Raw genomic sequence first — 15,787 nt, forward strand, 5'->3', positions numbered from 1 at the left:
GAGCCCCGGTGGAGAGCACACCCATGAGGATCAGCAACGAATTCGTCGTCCACGCACCCGTCGAGCGGTCCTGGGAGCTGCTCACCGACCTGGAGTCCCTCGTCCCCTGCGTGCCCGGGGTGCGCCTGGTCGGGACCGAGGGCGACCGCCACCTGGCCGAGGCGCGCGTCAAGGTCGGCCCCGCCGTGGTCGCCTGTACCGGGGGCGCCCGCCTGGTGGCCGCGGACGAGCGGTCCCGCCGGATCGTCGTGGCGGCGGACGGCCGGTCCCGGCGCGGCCGGGGGACCGGCACCGCCGTCATCACCGCCGAGCTGCACGGCCGCGGGAACACGACCGCCGTGTCCGTGGTCACCGACCTGGAGCTGTCCGGCGGGCTGACCCGCTGGAACGAGGCCGTGGTCACGGAGGTCGCGGGCGGCCTGATGGAGCGGTGCGCCCGGCGCCTGGACGAGCGCGCGCCCGCCCCGGAGGCGGACGCCGGGGAGCCGTCCGGGCCGGAGCGGTCCGGGGCGGGCGCCCAGCGGCTGTGGTCGGCGGCCGCGCTGCTGGTGGTGGCGGGCGGCATGCTCCTTGGCTACCTGCTGTTCGGCTGAGCCCGCGCCGCCGGTGCGCGCGGGCCCCGGGGGGTCGCGGCGGAGCGCGGCGCGGCGGAGCGCGGCGGCGTCGCCGGGGGCCGGGCTTGTCCCCCGAACGCGGTTCTGGTGGGATGGGGGCGCCCCCGCCGCCCCGGCGGGTCGCACCCCCTCGATCCGGCACACGGGCGGTCCGGCACGCGCGGGCGTGCCGCGGACGGCTCCGCCGTGCGCCGGCGCCGGAGGCACGCCCGATGACCCACCCGCCGCAGGAGACCGACCGCACCGACCCGTTCTCCGGGATACCGGCCGAGGTGGGCGCACGCCTGCGCCCCCTGGCCCCGGCGCTGGTGGAGGAGGCCCTCGCCGGGATCCACCGCAGGCTCGGGGAGGACCCGGGGGCGCCGGGCGCGGGCGGCGCGGCGCGCGGCCTGGTCGACTCCGGCGTGCGCGGGTTCCTGGACCGGCTGGAGTCCGGCGGCGGCCCCGACGAGGGGCTGCTCGCCCGCTTCCGCGCGTTCGGCGCCCACGAGGCCGCGCGGGGCCGCGGACTGGAGCGCCTGCACACCGGGCTGCGCGTCACCGCCGCCGTCGCCTGGCGGCGCCTGTCCGAGGAGGACGCCCTCCCCCGCGCGCACCTGGGGTCCCTGGGCGAGGCGGTCCTGCTGTTCGAGGAGGAGATCGGGACGGCCGCGGCCCGGGGGCACTCCCGGGTGGCGTCGGCCGGGGTCGACGCCTCGCGGCACCGGCGCACCCGGCTGCTGGAGGCGCTGCTGGGCGGGGCGGGCCGGGACCCGGCGGCGGTCGCGGCGCTGGCCCGCTCCGCCCGCTGGCGGCCTCCCGGGCGGGTGGCCGCGGTGCTGTTCCACCCCGGGCGCGCGGCGGAGGCGGCGGCCCCGGCGGAGGCGGCGGCCCCGGCGGAGGCGGCGGCCCCGGCGGAGGCGGCGGCCCCGGCGGAGGCGGCGGCCCCGGCGGAGGGGACCGGAGAGGCGGTCGGAACGGGCCCGGTGCCGGAGCCCGCCGGCGGGGCGGCCCGGGGGCGCCCGGCGGAGCCGCCCGGGGGCCTGCGCCCGGCGCTGCCGCCCGACGCCCTGGTGGACCTGGAGCGCCCCGAGCCCTGCGCGCTGGTCCCCGACCCCGGGGGGCCCGGCCGGCTGCGGGCGCTGGAGCGGTCGCTGCGGGGCGCCTGCGCGGTGCTGGGGCCGGGCGTGCCGCTGGAGCGCGCGCCGGAGTCGCTGGAGCGGGCCCGGGAACTGGCGGAGCTGGTGCGCTCCGGAGCGGTTCCCGGCCGGGGCCTGGTCCGCTGGGACGACCACCTGCTCACCCTGCTGCTGTCCCGGAACGCCGCCCTGGTGTCCGAGATGACCCGCGCCCGGCTCGCACCGCTGGCGGGGCTGCGTCCGCACCGGCGGGAGCGGATGGCCCGCACGCTGCTGGCCTGGCTGGAGTCGGGCTTCAACGCCAACGGGGCCGCCGAGCGGCTGGGCGTCCACCCCCAGACCGTGCGGTACCGGATGCGGCTGCTGGAGGAGCTGTTCGGGGAGCGGCTGCGCGAGCCGGGCGCGCGCTTCGAGCTCGAACTCGTCCTGCGCGCCCGCCTGGCGCCCGGGGCCGTCGAGGGCCCGTGAGCGCCCGGTCCCCGCGCCGGGGACGGCCCGGGCGTCAGTCCCGCGGGGCCAGCGCCCGCACCACCTCGGCCGGGTCCTCCCCCGGCGGGCCGATCGGGGCCAGGACCGGGGTGGTCACCCCGTTCTCCACGTAGGCGGCCACGCGCTCGCGGCAGTACTCGGCCGGGCCGTGCACGACCAGTTCGTCCACCACGCGGTCGGGAACGGCCGCCAGTGCCCCCTTGCGGTCGCCCGCGTCCCAGGCCCGCCACATCGGGGCCAGCTCCTCGCGGCCCAGCCACTCGTGGAAGGCCCGGTACACCGGGACGTTGAGGTAGGCGGAGATCGCCCGGCGGCCGATCCCCCGGGCGGTCTCCGGGTCGGCCCCGGGGGCGACGAAGATCCGGGCGACGACCTCCTTGCCCTCCCCCTGGCCGTGCACGTACGGGACCACCGTCCGCACGTCCTCGGCGGACAGCCAGTTGACGACCGCCCCGTCCGCCTCGCGCCCGGCCAGCCGCAGCATGCCCGGGCGCAGCGCCGCCACCAGGATCGGCGGTACCTGCGCCGGGACCGCGCCCAGGGTGAACCCCTGGACGGAGAAGGTGTCGTAGTCGGCCTCGACCCGGGCGCCGGAGAGCGCCTCGCGCAGGAAGCGGACGGTGTCGCGGACCTTCTTGTAGGGCTCGGTGAAGGGGATGGCGTTCCACCGTTCGACGATGATGTTGGAGGAGGTGCCGATCCCCAGGGCGAACCGGCCCGGCGCGGCGGCGGCCAGCGTCGCCGCGCTCATGGCCAGGGTCGCCGGGCCGCGCGTGTAGGCGGGCACGATGGCGGTGCCCAGGCGCAGTCCGGGGGCCCAGACCGAGGCCAGGGCCAGCGGGGTGAACGCGTCGGTGGCTGCGGCCTCGGCCGACCACAGGTCGGTGTAGCCCTGGTCGGCCATGCGCTCGATGATCGCCCTCTGGTCGAGGAGCGGGACCCCTTCGAGCGGAACGGTCATGCCCCAGCGACTGGTCATGGTGGCTCCCTGGTCGGTGTCGTCCGTGCCGGTGGACCCCGACCATACCGCCCGGTCGGTCTGCTGTCTCGGGGCGCCCCCGCGACACGGCGGCGCGGGGCGCGGACGGCCGGCCGCGTCCCGGCGTATGTTCGTAGGGCCCGAGAAACCGCACCACACGAAGGAGGCCCCTCACCGTGGCCGTGCCACCCTCCCCCTACGACTTCCTGCCCCGGGTCGCGGCGTTCACCGTGACCAGCACCGACGTCGCCGACGGCGAGACCCTGCCCCCGGCCCAGGTCAGCGGCATCATGGGCGCCGGCGGCGAGGACGTCTCGCCGCAGCTGTCCTGGAGCGGGTTCCCCGAGGGGACGCAGAGCTTCACCGTGACCTGCTTCGACCCCGACGCCCCCACCGCCAGCGGGTTCTGGCACTGGGCGGTGGCCAACATCCCCGCCGGCGTCACCTCGCTGGCCGCCGGCGCGGGTTCCGGGGGTCCGGACGACCTGCCCGCGGGCGCCGTCACCCTGCGCAACGACGCCGGGGTCCACCGCTACATCGGCGCCGCGCCGCCCGCCGGGCACGGGCCGCACCGCTACTTCTTCGCGGTGCACGCCGTGAGCGTGCCCGAACTGGCCGTGGACGACTCCGCCAGCCCGGCGTTCCTCGGGTTCAACCTGTTCTCGCACTCCCTCGGGCGCGCGCTCCTGACCCCGGTCTACGAGCAGAAGTAGCCGGTCCGGACCCGCCGGGGGCGGGCGGCCCCTCCCCCGGGGCCGCCCGCCCCAGGCCCCCTTCCTCCCGGCGGGCCGATGGGTACACGCGCGAGGGGCCCGTACGGTTCACCTCCGAGCCGGAACCGGCCATTCCCGGCCCGTCCCGCCCGGCGGAGACTACCCTCGGTGCATCCCCCGCGATCCGCCCGACACGGCTGGAAGGGTACGACCGGTGCCACAGAAGTCTTCGAGGAAACCGACCATCGTGGTGACGACGGCGGGGTCGGCACCCACTCCGGGCATCATCCTCCACCTGAGATCGCGGGGCTACCGGGTCGTCGCCACCGATGTCGACCCCGCGGCCCCGGGCCTGTACCTGGCCGACCGCGGGCACCTCGTCCCCCCGGGCGACAGCGAGGCGTTCCTGCCCCGCATGCGGGCGCTGTGCGCCGAGGAGGGCGCCGTCGCGGTCGTCCCCCTGGTCGACGAGGAGCTGCTGCGCGTCGGCGGCCTCGCCGAGGACGGGGTGGCGGTGCTGCTTCCGCTGCCGGGGTTCGTCGCCGCCTGCCTGGACAAGTACCGGCTCATGCGCGAGCTCGACGCCGCCGGGATCGGGGTGCCCCGCACCCGGCTCGCCTCCGAGTGGCCCGCCGACGCCTTCGAGGCCGACCGCGGCCTGGTGGTCAAGCCGCGCACCGGCCGGGGCAGCCGCGGGGTGCGGATCGTCCACTCGGTCGGCGACCTCGCCCGGGTGGTGGCCGAGAGCGGGCGCCCCGCGGACGAGCTCATCGTCCAGGAGCGGATCGCCGGACCCGAGTTCACCGTGTCCGTGGTGGTCTGGCGCGACGGCGCCTTACAGGCCGTCGTCCCCAAGGAGGTCGTGCTCAAGCAGGGTGTCACCAAGTACGCGGTCACCCGCCGCGACGAGGCGGTGATCGCGGCCTGCCGGGCGGTCCAGGAGTCCCTGCGCGCCGACGGGCCCTTCAACGTCCAGCTGTGCCTGGACGGGGCGGGCGTCCCCCGGGTGTTCGAGATCAACCCGCGCTTCTCCTCCACCTCGGCGCTCACCACCGCCGCGGGGGTCGACGAGGTCGCCGGGCTGGTGGGGCAGGCGCTCGGGACGGGCCCGCGGCTCGCCGACCGGTGGAGCGAGGGCGTCGCCATGGTGCGGCGCTGGACCGACGAGTTCATGGACGAGGCGCGGTTCACCTCGCACGGCATCAGCCCGGCACCGGCCTCCGCGGTCCCCTCCCGGGACCCCGGACCGGTCTCCCCTCCCGTCGTCCCGCTGGCCGGCCGGTGAGCGGGCACGCGCTGGCGGAGGCGGTGGCCGGAGCCGTGACCGGGGTCGGCGCGCTGCTGCGCGCCTGGCGCGAGGACGCCGCGGCGCTGCGGGGCGCGTGGGAGGGCGGCCAGTTCAAGGCCGAGGCCGACGCGCGGGCCCACCGGGCGCTGTCGGAGAGGCTCACCGCGATCGACCCGGACATCCCGGTGGTCAGCGAGGAGGACCCCGGCTCCCTGGCCCGGGAGCGGCCGTCCCGCTACTGGCTGATCGACCCCATCGACGGGACCGCCAGCTACGCGCACGGCTTCGCCGGGTACGTCACCCAGGCGGCCCTCGTCATCGGCGACCGGCCCGAGATCGCCGCCGTGTACGCCCCCGAGACCCGGGCCCTGTACACCGCCGTGCGCGGCCGGGGCGCGCACCGCGACGGCGTCGCGCTGCCCCGCCTGCCCGCCGCCCCGCCGGGGGCCGGGGTGCTCACCGACAACACCCCGCGGCCCGTCGGCATCGCGGCCCGGGTCGCCGAGCGCTTCGGGTACCGGGACTACCGGGAGAGCGGCAGCATCGCGCTGAAGCTGTGCCTCATCGCCGAAGGCACCGCCCACCTGTTCGTCAAGGACGTTCCCGTGCGGGACTGGGACGTGGCCGCGCCGGGCCTGGTCCTGGCCGAGGCCGGGGGCCTGCTGACCCGGCTGGACGGCACGCCCTTCGGGTACCGCGGGGGGTACGAGCACACCGGCCTGGTCGGCGGGGCGGACCCGTCCACCTGCCGCACCGTCGCGCGTTGGCTGGCCGCCGAATGACCCTTCCCCCGCCCCGGGGGGCGCGCGTATCGTGTGGGCACCGCACGCGCCCCGGGGGGTGGGAAGTGGAAGACCGGCAACGCACACGCGCCTCCGACGACGAGCGCGAGCAGATCGTCGAGCGGCTCACCACGGCCTTCGTGGAGGGCCGTCTGGACCTGGTCGAGTACGAGCGCCGGGTGGAGTCGGCGCTGCGGGCGGTGCTGGTCGGGGAGCTGGACCGGCTCATCGCCGACCTGCCCGCGCCCGCCGCCCGGCCCCCGCTGGTGACCCCCGTCCGGGACGAATCCCGCTGGGAGCACGCGGACGAGTGGCGCTGGTGGCTGGGCATCGCGGTGGTGCTCACGGGGGTGTGGGGCGGGGCCGTCCTCATCGGCGGCGAACTCGTGCCGTACTGGCCGCTCGTGCCGCTGGGCATCTGGGCGGCGGTCCTGCTCGCCTCCATGGTCTGGCCCGACGAGGGCGAGCCCCTCTAGGCGCACCGGCCGGCGGCTCCCGTCCCGCCGGCACCGAGCGAACGGCCCACGACACGGCGACGCGTGCGGCGCACAGGCCCGGGCCCGGCGGGGGCACACGGCCGGAGGGACCGCCCGGGAGGGTCAGCCCACGGCGTGGAGCCAGCGGACGGGCGCGCCGTCGCCGGCGTAGCGGAAGGGCTCCAGCTCCTCGTCCCAGGCGCGCCCGGTGAGGCGGTCGATCGCCGCCGCCAGGTCGGAGCCGCCCGCGGCGGCCTCCTGCACGGCGAGCCGCAGGCGCCCCTCCGGCACCAGGACCTCCCCGGCCGCGCTGGTGACGCCCGTGAACATGCCGAGGGACGGCGTGTAGCTGTAGCGCACGCCGTCGCAGCCGGGCGACCCCTCCTCGGTCACCTCGAACCGCAGGCGCTGCCACGTGTTCAGCGCCGACGCCACCGCTCCCGCGGTGCCCGGCCTCCCCTGCCAGTTCAGCTCGGCGCGGTGGTGGCCCGGCGCCGCCGGCTGTGCGACCCAATCGAGTTTCACGGGTACTCCTACGACACCCGCGACCGCCCACTCGACGTGTGGGCACAGCGCCGCGGGCGCGGAGTGGACGTACAAGACGCCACGTGCGGACACCGAACCTCCTGATACGAACGAGTGCGCTTCCCCGACGCCCTCGTACCACGAGAAGGTTGCATACCCGCCTGAATACCTTTGCCCCATTGTGCCCGATGGGCACCCTGAGGACCAGCGATCTTCTGGGATCTCCCGGCATCCCCGGGCCCTCCGGAGTAACGTGAGCCCCGAAGGTGCTATGGGAGTCCGATCATAGTGGGGGCGCGTTTGCCAGACCAGTCGCACGAGGACCCTGAAACCGTACTTTCCAGCGGCCCCCGGCATGAACCGCCCCCGCCTTTGGCCACAACCGGACTCGACCTTGACGACGCCGAACTCGTGCGCCTGGCCCGGCTCGGCAGCCGTGAGGCCTGGTGCGGCATCGTCGACCGCCACCTGCCCATGGTCAACGCCGTCGCCCGCTCCTACCGGCTCTCCGCACCCGACCGCGAGGACGTCGTGCAGACCGTCTGGCTGGCCCTCAACCAGCACCTCCCCCGTCTCCGCGAGCCCCACCACCTACGCGCATGGCTGAAAAGGGTCACCCGCGACAAGTGCCTGCGCCAGCGCGCGAGGGACGCCCGCCAGTACCCGGCCGACCCGGAGGCGTTCGCCCACGTCGAGGGCGACGCCCCGGACCCGGAGGCCGAGTACCTGCGCAAGGAGCGCGACCGGGCGCTGCGGCGGGCGGTCGACCGGCTCCGCGACCCGGGCGAGCGCGAGGAGGCGCTGCGCTTCCTCGAACCCGATTCCACCCCGCCCCCGCGGGACCGCAGGGCGGCGTCCAACGGGCGCCGCCGCATGGTCCGCAGGCTCCGCACCACCCTGGAGGACGAGATATGAGCGAGGACCGGGAGGGCCGGGACGCCGCCCTGGCGGCCTTCGACCGGAGCGGGGACGCCATGGACCTCGCGGTCCTGGTCACCGAGCGGGGCCCCCGCGCCGAGGTCGTGCGGTCGGTGGAGGACCCCGTCGTGGGGGAGCTGTCCTTCGGGTTCCGCGACGTGCGCATCGACCTCTCCCTGCACGCACGCGGGCCCTCGCGCACCCTGGCGGGGACGGTCCGGGGCGACTTCGGGTTCGCCCTGCTGGAGGCCCACCGGCCCAGCGGTCGCCGCGAGGACGTCGCCTCCATCGAGGAGACCGGGGAGTTCGCCCTCCAGGGCCTGCACCGCGGCCCGATCCGCCTCACCCTGCGGCGCGACGCCGAGCCCCCGCTCACCACGGAGTGGTTCACCCTCTGACCCGGGCGGCCCGCGCCCCGCAGCGCGGGCCCGCGGGCGGGCCCCGGGTCGCCGGTCCCAGCCGTCACAGATCGGGCGGGGCCGAATCACCATTGCACCCCGGAGGGAACCCGCGGGCGATCATGGGCCTTCGCCCGTCTTTGTCGAGCTTTGAGAGCCCTCCACCACGGTGACTTCGGGTTCCCTTCTCCACACGCAACGTCACCCGCTGCTATTCCTGGAGGTGTTCCTCCCCCCAGGAGAAAGGCGGTCCGACCTTGACCACCTCCCCTTCCCCCTGCCCCTCCCCCGTCTCCAGCCCCTCCGTCGACTGGCGGCCGGGAAGGAACGGGCGCGTCGAACGGTCCGGCCGCCTGCTCCTGCGGCGGGTCGTGGCCGGCGTCGACCTGGCCAAGCGCGGACGGTTCGAGCGGACCGTGGAGATCCTCGACGACACCCACCCCCGGCTGCGGCGGCACCCGCTCGCGCGGGAGTCGGCGCCCGTCCTGCCCGGCTTCCTCGCCAACCTGGGGCTCGCGCACATCCTGCGCGGCGGGTTCGGGGCTGCCCGGGACCACCTGGAGGAGGCCCGGTCACTGGCCGCCGACCGGCGCCTGCACCTGCTGGAGCTGGTCACCCGGCAGAACCTGGGCTGCCTCGCGCTGCGCGGGGGCGACTCCGCGGGGGCGGTCGCCACGTTCACGGACCTGGCGCACCGGCTGCCCGCCGACCGGCGGGAGGCGCTGTGCACCGACCTGGCGGAGGCGCTGCTGGCCGAGGGGCACCTGGAGGAGGCGGCGCGCACGCTTGCGGACGGCCCCTGGGCGCACGGCCGGTCCGCCCAGGCGGCCACCCTGCTGGTGGAGGCCAAGCTGCGGCTGCTGCGCGGTGACCGGTACCGGGCGCGGGAGCTGGTGCGGCGGGTGCGGGGCGCGTATGGCGCCGGCTCGCTGTGGCACGGGCTGGCGGAGCGGGTGGAGGCGATGGCGGACCAGGTGTGCGCGGCGCCGCGGGTGCGGGCGCACGCGGAGCTGGAGCTGCGCCGGCCGCTGAGCGTCTGCCGACCGCTCCCCCCGCTGGTCGCGGCGCACCGGGCGGTCGAGGCGCGGCCCGAGCCGTGGGCGGCGCCGCGCGACCCGCAGGTGGCGCGGGCCGGTCTGGAGGCGGCGCTGGCGCGGGGCGACCTCGCCGCGGCGCTGGAGTGGGCCGAGCGCGCGGTGCCCGCGGCACCGGGCGCGGTGGGCGGGCCGGTGGTCGAGCGCTACCGCGCGGCGCTGGCACAGGGGCGGGACCGGCACTGCCTGGTGTACGCCCGGCGGTGGGAGCGGTCGCGGTACGCGCGGCGCCTGCCCGAGCGGGAGCACGGGCCGGTGGGGGGCCGGCTGGCCGGGCTGCTGGAGGGCCGGGCGTTCGTGCGCCTGGCGGTCGCGGGCGAGGTGGTGGCGCTGGTCGTGGCCGGCGGCCGGGTGCATGCCCTGCCGCTGGGCGCGCCCGCGGCGGTGGCGCGCGACCTCGCCGGAGCGCTGGCCCCGGTGCTGGAGCTGGCGGGCGAGCGCCCGCTGGTGATCGCCGCCGACCCGCGGCTGGGCCGCCCGCAGTGGGGCACGCTGCCCGGACTGCGGGACCGGCCGGTGGCGGTCGTGCCGTCGGCGCGGGCGTGGGCGGACCGGGTGGCGCGACCGCTCCCCCGCTGGCGGCGGGTGCTGCTGGTGTCGGGCCCGGGGCCGCGGGGCGCGGCCCGGGAGGTCGCCGACCTGGCCGGGATCCACGCCCGGGCGCGGACGGCCACGCGGGTCGGCGAGGCGGTGTCGGGCGCCGCGGGCTGCGACCTGGTGCACCTGGCCGGGCACGGCAGGGTGTCGGAGCGCTCCCCGCTGCTGTCGTCGGTCGCCCTGGACGACGGGCCGCTGCTGGCCCTGGACCTGGTGTCGGCGCCGCCGCCGGAGGTGGTGGTGCTGACCTCGTGCGGGGCGGGGCGGTTCGCCGGCGCGCTGCTGTCCGCGGGGGTGCGCGCGGTGGTGGCCAACCCGGCCCCGGTGCTCGACTCCGGGACCGGGCGGGCCGTGGCCGGTTTCCACCGGGCGCTGGCGGCGGGCGCCGCACCGCCCGAGGCGGTCGCCGCGCACCTGGGCCGGCTCGGCTTCGTGTGCCTGGGGGCCTGACTCACCAGCCCCGTTCGCGCCACTCGTCCAGGTGGGGGCGCTCGACCCCGAGGGTCGTGTCGCCCCCGTGGCCGGGGTACACCCAGGTGTCGTCGGCCAGGACGCCGAACACGCGCTCCTCGACGTCGCCCAGGAGGGTCCGGAAGTCCTCGTCGGACCAGGTGCGCCCCACCCCGCCGGGGAAGAGGCCGTCCCCCGTGAACAGGTGGGTGTGCCCCTCGGGGTCGTCGTAGCGCAGCGCGATCGACCCGGGCGTGTGCCCGCGCAGGTGGATGACGGTGAGGTGGCAGTCGCCGACGGGGATCCGCGAGCCGTGGACGACGGGCTCGTCCACCGAGACGGGCAGCTCCCCGCCGTCCTCGGGGTGGGCCACGGTGCGGGCGCCGGTCTCCCCGACGACCTCGGCCAGGGCCTGCCAGTGGTCCTGGTGGCGGTGGGTCGTGATCACCCGGTCGAGCCCGTCGGAGTCGATGAGTTCGAGGATGCGGTCGGGCTCGGCGGCGGCGTCGATGAGGACGGCTTCGCCGGTGGAGCGGCAACGCAGCAGGTAGGCGTTGTTCTCCATGGGGCCGACGCTGATCTTGGTGATGGTCAGGTGCGGTAGTCGTCGCAGGTCGGCGGGACCGCCGACCCTCGTATCTCCGGAGTAGCTCACCCGACCATTGTGACCTCTTCACAGGAGCGAACGCGCCGGACGCCCCGAAAGCGCGGGCGTCCGGCCGGAGGTCACCGCGCCCAGCGCGGGGGGCGCTTCTCGAAGAAGGAGGCCCGGCCCTCGACGGCGTCCTCGCCGGCGAAGAACTCCGCCGACAGCTCGCCCATACGGGCGAACGCCTCGGCCCGCCGCTCGGGGGCGGCCAGGGCCCCGGCGCCGAGTTCGCCGAGCAGTTCCTTGGTGCGGGAGAGCGCCTTGGGCGCGGAGCCGCGGATGCCCTGGAGGACCGCGTCGAGGGCGTGCGCCATCTCGCGGTCGGGCACGGCCTGGGTGATGAGACCGGCCTTGGCGGCGGCCGAGGCGTCGAACAGCTCCCCGGTGAGGAAGTAGCGGCTGAGCTGGCGCGAGTGCATCCGCGCGGACACCGGGACGGAGATGATCGCGGGCACCACCCCGATGCGGACCTCGGTGAACGCGAAGGTGGCGCTCTTGGGGGCCAGGGCGATGTCCGCGGCGGCGACCAGGCCGATGCCCCCGGCGCGGGCGGCGCCGTTGAGGACGGCGATGACGGGCTTGGGGGCGCCCATGATCTGCTCGAAGACCTCCGGCAGCTCGGGTGCGGGCGCGACGGGCTCCCCGGCCAGGGCGGCGGCGACCTCCTTGAGGTCGGCCCCGGCGCAGAACACGGGCCCGGTGCCGGTGAGGACGACGGCGCGCACCTCGTCGTCGGCCATGGCCGCGGACAGCGCCCCGGACAGTCCCGTCCGCAGCCGCGCGGACAGCGCGTTGCGGTTGCGGGGGGAGTCGAGGGTGACCGTCGCCACCCCCCTGTCCACGTCGAGGCGCACCGGCGGTGCGCCTTCCTGGGTCGTCGGGGACGAGTGCTGCGTCATCGCAGACCGACCTTTCTCCGGGTCCGTCATCTCCGCGGGTGCGGGGAGGGTGCGCACGCCGGTGGGGTGCCGCGTGCACGGGGGCGCCTGGTTCGTGGCGGAACGCACGAATCCGCTCCCAACCCTAGACGGACGGATTGTTACGGCACCACGCCCGGGCGGCCCGTGTTCGTTAAGTCCCCGTCACGGCCGCGGGGCGCGCGTGTGAAACGCGGCGGGGCCGGGGACCGGTACGCGGTCCCCGGCCCCGTGGACGGCCGGTGTCAGCGGGTGGCCTCCGACAGCGCGTTCGCGAAGTTCAGCATGGTGGCGACGGCCTCGGCCCCGTCGGCGGCCTCGCTCACCCGCAGGGTCAGCGGCTCGGCGGTGATGGCGCCGGTGTAGCCGTGGTCGAGCTCGCAGCTCTCGTCCGCGCAGGAGGCGGGCTCCAGGTCGATGTGGGCGACCGCCCCCCAGTTGACGGAGAGGTTGACGCTGAGGACCAGCTCGCTGGGCATGCTCCCGGGCGTGTACTGCGCGGGGTTGGGCACGACCCGGGTGAGGGCGACCGACTGGACGTTGCCGAGCTGGATGCTGTCGGTGGTGGTGGACGCGTGCGAGGTGCCGCCGTCGTCGGTGGGCGGGTGCTCGTCGGTGTGGCACACGACGAGCCGGGTGGCGGTCAGCAGCATGACGGTGATGTGCCGGCGCATCTCCATCGCCGGGTCGAAGGTCGCCTCGTGGTGCACGACGAACGCCTGGGCGGTCTCGTCGCCCAGGGCCGTGGCGACGGCGTCGATCACCAGCGCGGGATAGTAGCCGCTGCGTTCGATCTCCAGCCGCCAGTCCGTGGACACGGCGCGTGTTTTCCTCATGTCCCTATCCTGCCTCCTCGACGCGACACTTCGCGACCGCTGGGAGAAACGGGATGCCCAGTGCCTGATCAGGACGCCGCTCCCCGACCGGGGGCGTGCGGTGGCCGCCGCATCAGAAGGTCACCCCTCGCAGTCGCCGGGGCCCGGCGTCGGGCCGGTCGTCGGGCGCCTCGCGCAGCCACATGCGGGCGCCCAGCACGTGCGCCCCGGTGGCGTTGACCAGAACCGGGTCCAGGTCGATGTAGCCGATCTCGGGGAAGGCCTCCACCAGGCGCGAGACCCGGATGAGGAGTTCCTCCAGGGCCTCCACGTTGGGCTGCTCGGCCAGCGAGGTCGCGCCGGCGGGCAGCCCGAAGAGCAGGGGCGCCGCCCGCACGGCGTGGATGAGGTCGGCCGCGTCCATGTCGGTGAGCGGGGCCAGCCGGAAGGAGCGGTCGTCGAGGAGTTCGGCGGTGACGTCGGCCAGGCCGAAGGAGACCACCGACCCGAACGACCGGTTGTCGCCCGCCCGCACCACGGTGGGCACCCCGGGGGCGACCATGCGCTGCACGACCAGGTCGGCCTCCCCGCCGAACCGGTCGGCGAGCGAGAGGTAGGCGCTGCGCACGTCGTCGGGGGTGCGCAGGTCGGCGCGGACGAAGGTGCCCCCGGCCCGCATCCGCAGGTCGGGCGAGTCGGCCTTGACCACGACGGGGTAGCCCAGGCGCCCGGCGGCCACCACCGCCTCGTCGGCGGCGGACACGGGGATGTCGGGGTAGGCGGTGACCCCGTAGCAGGCGAGGAGTTCGCGGGTGTCCTCGGCGGAGACCGCGGTGTCCTCGTCGTAGCGGCGCTCGCCGCCGAACCAGACCTCCTGGCCCGGGGCGTTCTTGAGCGCGCGGGTGATGGTGGCCCGGGCCCGGGCGCCGTCGATGTCGGGCAGCTCGGGGTGGCGGCCGGGCTTGCGGTCGCGCCACTGGGTGTACCGGGTGGCGTAGGCGAGGGCGCGCGCGGCGTCCTCGGGCGCGGGGTAGGAGGGCACCGACCCGCGCAGGGTCTCCCCCCGCTCGCCGACGTGGCGCAGCTCGTCGGGGATGCCCTGGCGGGCGAGGTAGGTGGCGACGATGGGCTTGTCCGCGCCCAGGGACCGGGCCCGCAGCACCCGGGCGACGTCGTCGGAGATGGGGTGCAGGGCGGGGACGAACACGACCACGACGGAGTGCACGTCCTCGTCGGCCAGGGCCGTCTCCAGGGCCCGGTCGAAGTCGTCGGCGGTGGCCTGGGGGCCCAGGTTGACCGGGTCGTGGGGCTTGAGGCCCTGGCGGACCGCGGCGTCCTTGACCAGCAGCTCCAGGGAGTCGGAGTTGCCGATGATGCCGACCCGGGGCCCCTGCGGCAGGGGCTGGTAGGCGAACACCTGGGCGGCGTCGAACATCTGGGTGATGTCGTCGACCCGGACCACCCCGGCCTGCTGGAACAGCGAGGTGACGGCGTAGTCGGGCAGCGCCAGCCCGCCCGCCGCGTGCCCGGTGGGCGTGGTCTGCGCGGAGCCGCCGCTGCGCACCGCCACGACCGGCTTCTGCTTGGCCAGACGGCGGGCCAGGCGGGTGAACTTGCGCGGGTTGCCCAGGGACTCCAGGTACTGGAGGACGACCTCGGTGGCGGGGTCCTCCTGCCAGTACTGCATGAGGTCGTTGCCGGAGACGTCGGCGCGGTTGCCCGCGGAGACGAACGTGGAGAGGCCCATGCCCCGGTCGGCGACGCGCTGGAGGATGGCCCGGCCCAGCGCGCCGGACTGGGAGAAGAACCCGATGGGCCCGCTGCGCGGCAGGTCGGGCGAGAGGGTGGCGTTGAGGGAGACCGCGGGGTCGGTGTTGGCGATACCGAGGCAGTTGGGGCCGACCACGCGCATCCCGGCGGCGCGGGAGGTGCGCACCAGCTCGTCCTGGCGGGCGCGCCCCTCGGGCCCGGTCTCGCCGAACCCGGAGCTGACCACGACCAGTCCGTGCACGCCCTTCTCCGCGCACTGCTCCACCACGTCGACCACCATGTCCGCGCGCACGGCGACGACGGCCAGGTCCACCTGGTCGGGGATGTCCAGCACGGAGGGGTAGGCCCGCACGCCCACGACGGCCTTGGCCTCGGGGTGGACCGGGTAGACGGGGCCCTGGAACTCGCTGTCGAGGAGGTTGCGCAGGGCGGTCTGGCCGATGGTGTGGGCGGTGCGGCTGGCACCGATGACCGCGACCGACTCCGGGAAGAGCAGCCGGGCGATGGAGCGCGACTCGGCGCGCTGCTCCCGGGCCCGCATGACCTCGGTGGAGTCGTCGGTGGGCTGGATGTCCAGGGTGAGCCGGATGACCCCTTCGTCGAAGGTCTGCTGGGCGGTGTACCCGGCCTCGCGGAAGACGTTGATCATGCGCCGGTTCTCGGGGAGCACGTCGGCGATGAACCGGCGGATGCCGCGTTCGCGGGCGGCGGCGCCGATGTGCTCCAGCAGGACGGAGGCCAGGCCCCGGCCCTGGTGGGCGTCCTCGACGACGAAGGCGACCTCGGCCTCCTCCGGGGCGACCTTGTCGTAGCGCACCACGGCGACGAGGGCGTCGGAGATGGTGGCGACCAGGGCGACCCGGTCCTCGTAGTCGACCGTGGTGAAGCGCCTCACGTCGCGGTCGGAGAGGCGGGGGTAGGGCGCGAAGAACCGGTAGTAGATGGTCTCCGGGGAGAGCCTGCCGTGGAACTCGCGCAGCAGTTCGGCGTCGTCCGGGGTGATGGGGCGCAGGTGGGCGGTGCCTCCGTCGGTGAGGACGACGTCGGCTTCCCAGCGGTTCGGGTAGGACTGCACGACTGCGAGACTAGACGACAATCGGTCGATTCCGGGGAAAGTCGATGCGGTCGGCGCGAAAACACCCGTGCTCACCGGGCTTCCCCCGCGGGCCGCGCGTCCCGGGCCGTGGGCGGGCGC

15 protein-coding genes are annotated in these 15,787 nt (G+C 76.1%); 9 read left to right on the forward strand and 6 right to left on the reverse strand.

The annotated features are described in order from the left end of the window. Positions 1–23: 23 nt before the first annotated feature. Entirely contained in the window at positions 24–593 is a 570-nt protein-coding gene (locus tag BUE45_RS17300; protein WP_073380379.1) for an SRPBCC domain-containing protein, read from the forward strand. 233 nt (positions 594–826) lie between these two features. After that, positions 827–2,200, forward strand: a complete 1,374-nt coding sequence (locus BUE45_RS17305; protein WP_073380380.1) for a PucR family transcriptional regulator — start codon at positions 827–829, stop codon at positions 2,198–2,200. Between the two features lie 34 nt (positions 2,201–2,234). On the opposite strand, the gene BUE45_RS17310 is transcribed toward BUE45_RS17305, so the two are convergent. Next, positions 2,235–3,200, reverse strand: a complete 966-nt coding sequence (locus BUE45_RS17310) for an LLM class F420-dependent oxidoreductase (protein WP_073380381.1) — start codon at positions 3,198–3,200, stop codon at positions 2,235–2,237. A 176-nt stretch (positions 3,201–3,376) separates the two neighbouring features. Between BUE45_RS17310 and BUE45_RS17315 the strand changes: the two genes are divergently transcribed. The 4 genes from BUE45_RS17315 (at position 3,377) to BUE45_RS17330 (ending at position 6,459) form a co-directional block, all read left to right on the forward strand. Then, positions 3,377–3,913, forward strand: coding sequence for a YbhB/YbcL family Raf kinase inhibitor-like protein (locus BUE45_RS17315; protein WP_073380382.1), 537 nt, complete (start codon positions 3,377–3,379; stop codon positions 3,911–3,913). A 247-nt stretch (positions 3,914–4,160) separates the two neighbouring features. Next, complete coding sequence (locus BUE45_RS17320) at positions 4,161–5,198, forward strand: ATP-grasp domain-containing protein (RefSeq protein WP_084737422.1); 1,038 nt, start codon at positions 4,161–4,163, stop codon at positions 5,196–5,198. After that, a complete protein-coding gene (locus BUE45_RS17325; RefSeq protein ID WP_073380384.1) occupies positions 5,195–5,983 on the forward strand; it encodes an inositol monophosphatase family protein in 789 nt (262 codons plus the stop codon). Before BUE45_RS17320 ends, BUE45_RS17325 begins: the two co-directional genes overlap by 4 nt. A gap of 65 nt (positions 5,984–6,048) precedes the next feature. Continuing rightward, positions 6,049–6,459 (forward strand): DUF1707 SHOCT-like domain-containing protein, encoded by a 411-nt coding sequence (locus BUE45_RS17330; RefSeq protein WP_073380385.1) that lies wholly within the window; start codon positions 6,049–6,051, stop codon positions 6,457–6,459. Positions 6,460–6,582: 123 nt separating this feature from the next. Here the strand turns inward: BUE45_RS17330 and BUE45_RS17335 are convergent, their stop codons facing one another. Continuing rightward, positions 6,583–7,077: a DUF3145 domain-containing protein gene (locus BUE45_RS17335; RefSeq protein ID WP_073380386.1), complete on the reverse strand. Its 495-nt coding sequence runs from the start codon at positions 7,075–7,077 to the stop codon at positions 6,583–6,585. A 279-nt stretch (positions 7,078–7,356) separates the two neighbouring features. Between BUE45_RS17335 and BUE45_RS17340 the strand changes: the two genes are divergently transcribed. From BUE45_RS17340 to BUE45_RS17350, 3 genes are all read left to right on the forward strand, one after another. Continuing rightward, positions 7,357–7,899, forward strand: a complete 543-nt coding sequence (locus BUE45_RS17340; protein ID WP_245833316.1) for an RNA polymerase sigma factor — start codon at positions 7,357–7,359, stop codon at positions 7,897–7,899. Next, a complete protein-coding gene (locus BUE45_RS17345; RefSeq protein ID WP_073380388.1) occupies positions 7,896–8,300 on the forward strand; it encodes a hypothetical protein in 405 nt (134 codons plus the stop codon). Before BUE45_RS17340 ends, BUE45_RS17345 begins: the two co-directional genes overlap by 4 nt. 257 nt (positions 8,301–8,557) lie before the next feature. Continuing rightward, positions 8,558–10,441: a CHAT domain-containing protein gene (locus tag BUE45_RS17350; RefSeq protein ID WP_073380389.1), complete on the forward strand. Its 1,884-nt coding sequence runs from the start codon at positions 8,558–8,560 to the stop codon at positions 10,439–10,441. 1 nt (position 10,442) lies between these two features. Here BUE45_RS17350 and BUE45_RS17355 read toward each other — a convergent pair whose 3' ends face one another. The 4 genes from BUE45_RS17355 to BUE45_RS17370 all read right to left on the reverse strand — a co-directional run bounded on the left by BUE45_RS17355 (position 10,443) and on the right by BUE45_RS17370 (position 15,667). Continuing rightward, positions 10,443–11,096, reverse strand: a complete 654-nt coding sequence (locus tag BUE45_RS17355; protein WP_073380390.1) for an MBL fold metallo-hydrolase — start codon at positions 11,094–11,096, stop codon at positions 10,443–10,445. A 71-nt stretch (positions 11,097–11,167) separates the two neighbouring features. Continuing rightward, the gene (locus BUE45_RS17360; RefSeq protein ID WP_073380391.1) at positions 11,168–11,989 is read right to left on the reverse strand and encodes an enoyl-CoA hydratase-related protein; all 822 of its coding nucleotides are present in this window, start codon (positions 11,987–11,989) and stop codon (positions 11,168–11,170) included. Positions 11,990–12,252: 263 nt separating this feature from the next. Then, complete coding sequence (locus BUE45_RS17365; protein WP_084737424.1) at positions 12,253–12,825, reverse strand: DUF5998 family protein; 573 nt, start codon at positions 12,823–12,825, stop codon at positions 12,253–12,255. A 130-nt stretch (positions 12,826–12,955) separates the two neighbouring features. Continuing rightward, the gene (locus BUE45_RS17370) at positions 12,956–15,667 is read right to left on the reverse strand and encodes a bifunctional acetate--CoA ligase family protein/GNAT family N-acetyltransferase (RefSeq protein ID WP_073380393.1); all 2,712 of its coding nucleotides are present in this window, start codon (positions 15,665–15,667) and stop codon (positions 12,956–12,958) included. Positions 15,668–15,787 lie beyond the last annotated feature (120 nt).

Origin of the sequence: Nocardiopsis flavescens (assembly GCF_900141985.1) — a bacterium.
Taxonomy (GTDB): Bacteria; Actinomycetota; Actinomycetes; order Streptosporangiales; family Streptosporangiaceae; genus Nocardiopsis; species Nocardiopsis flavescens.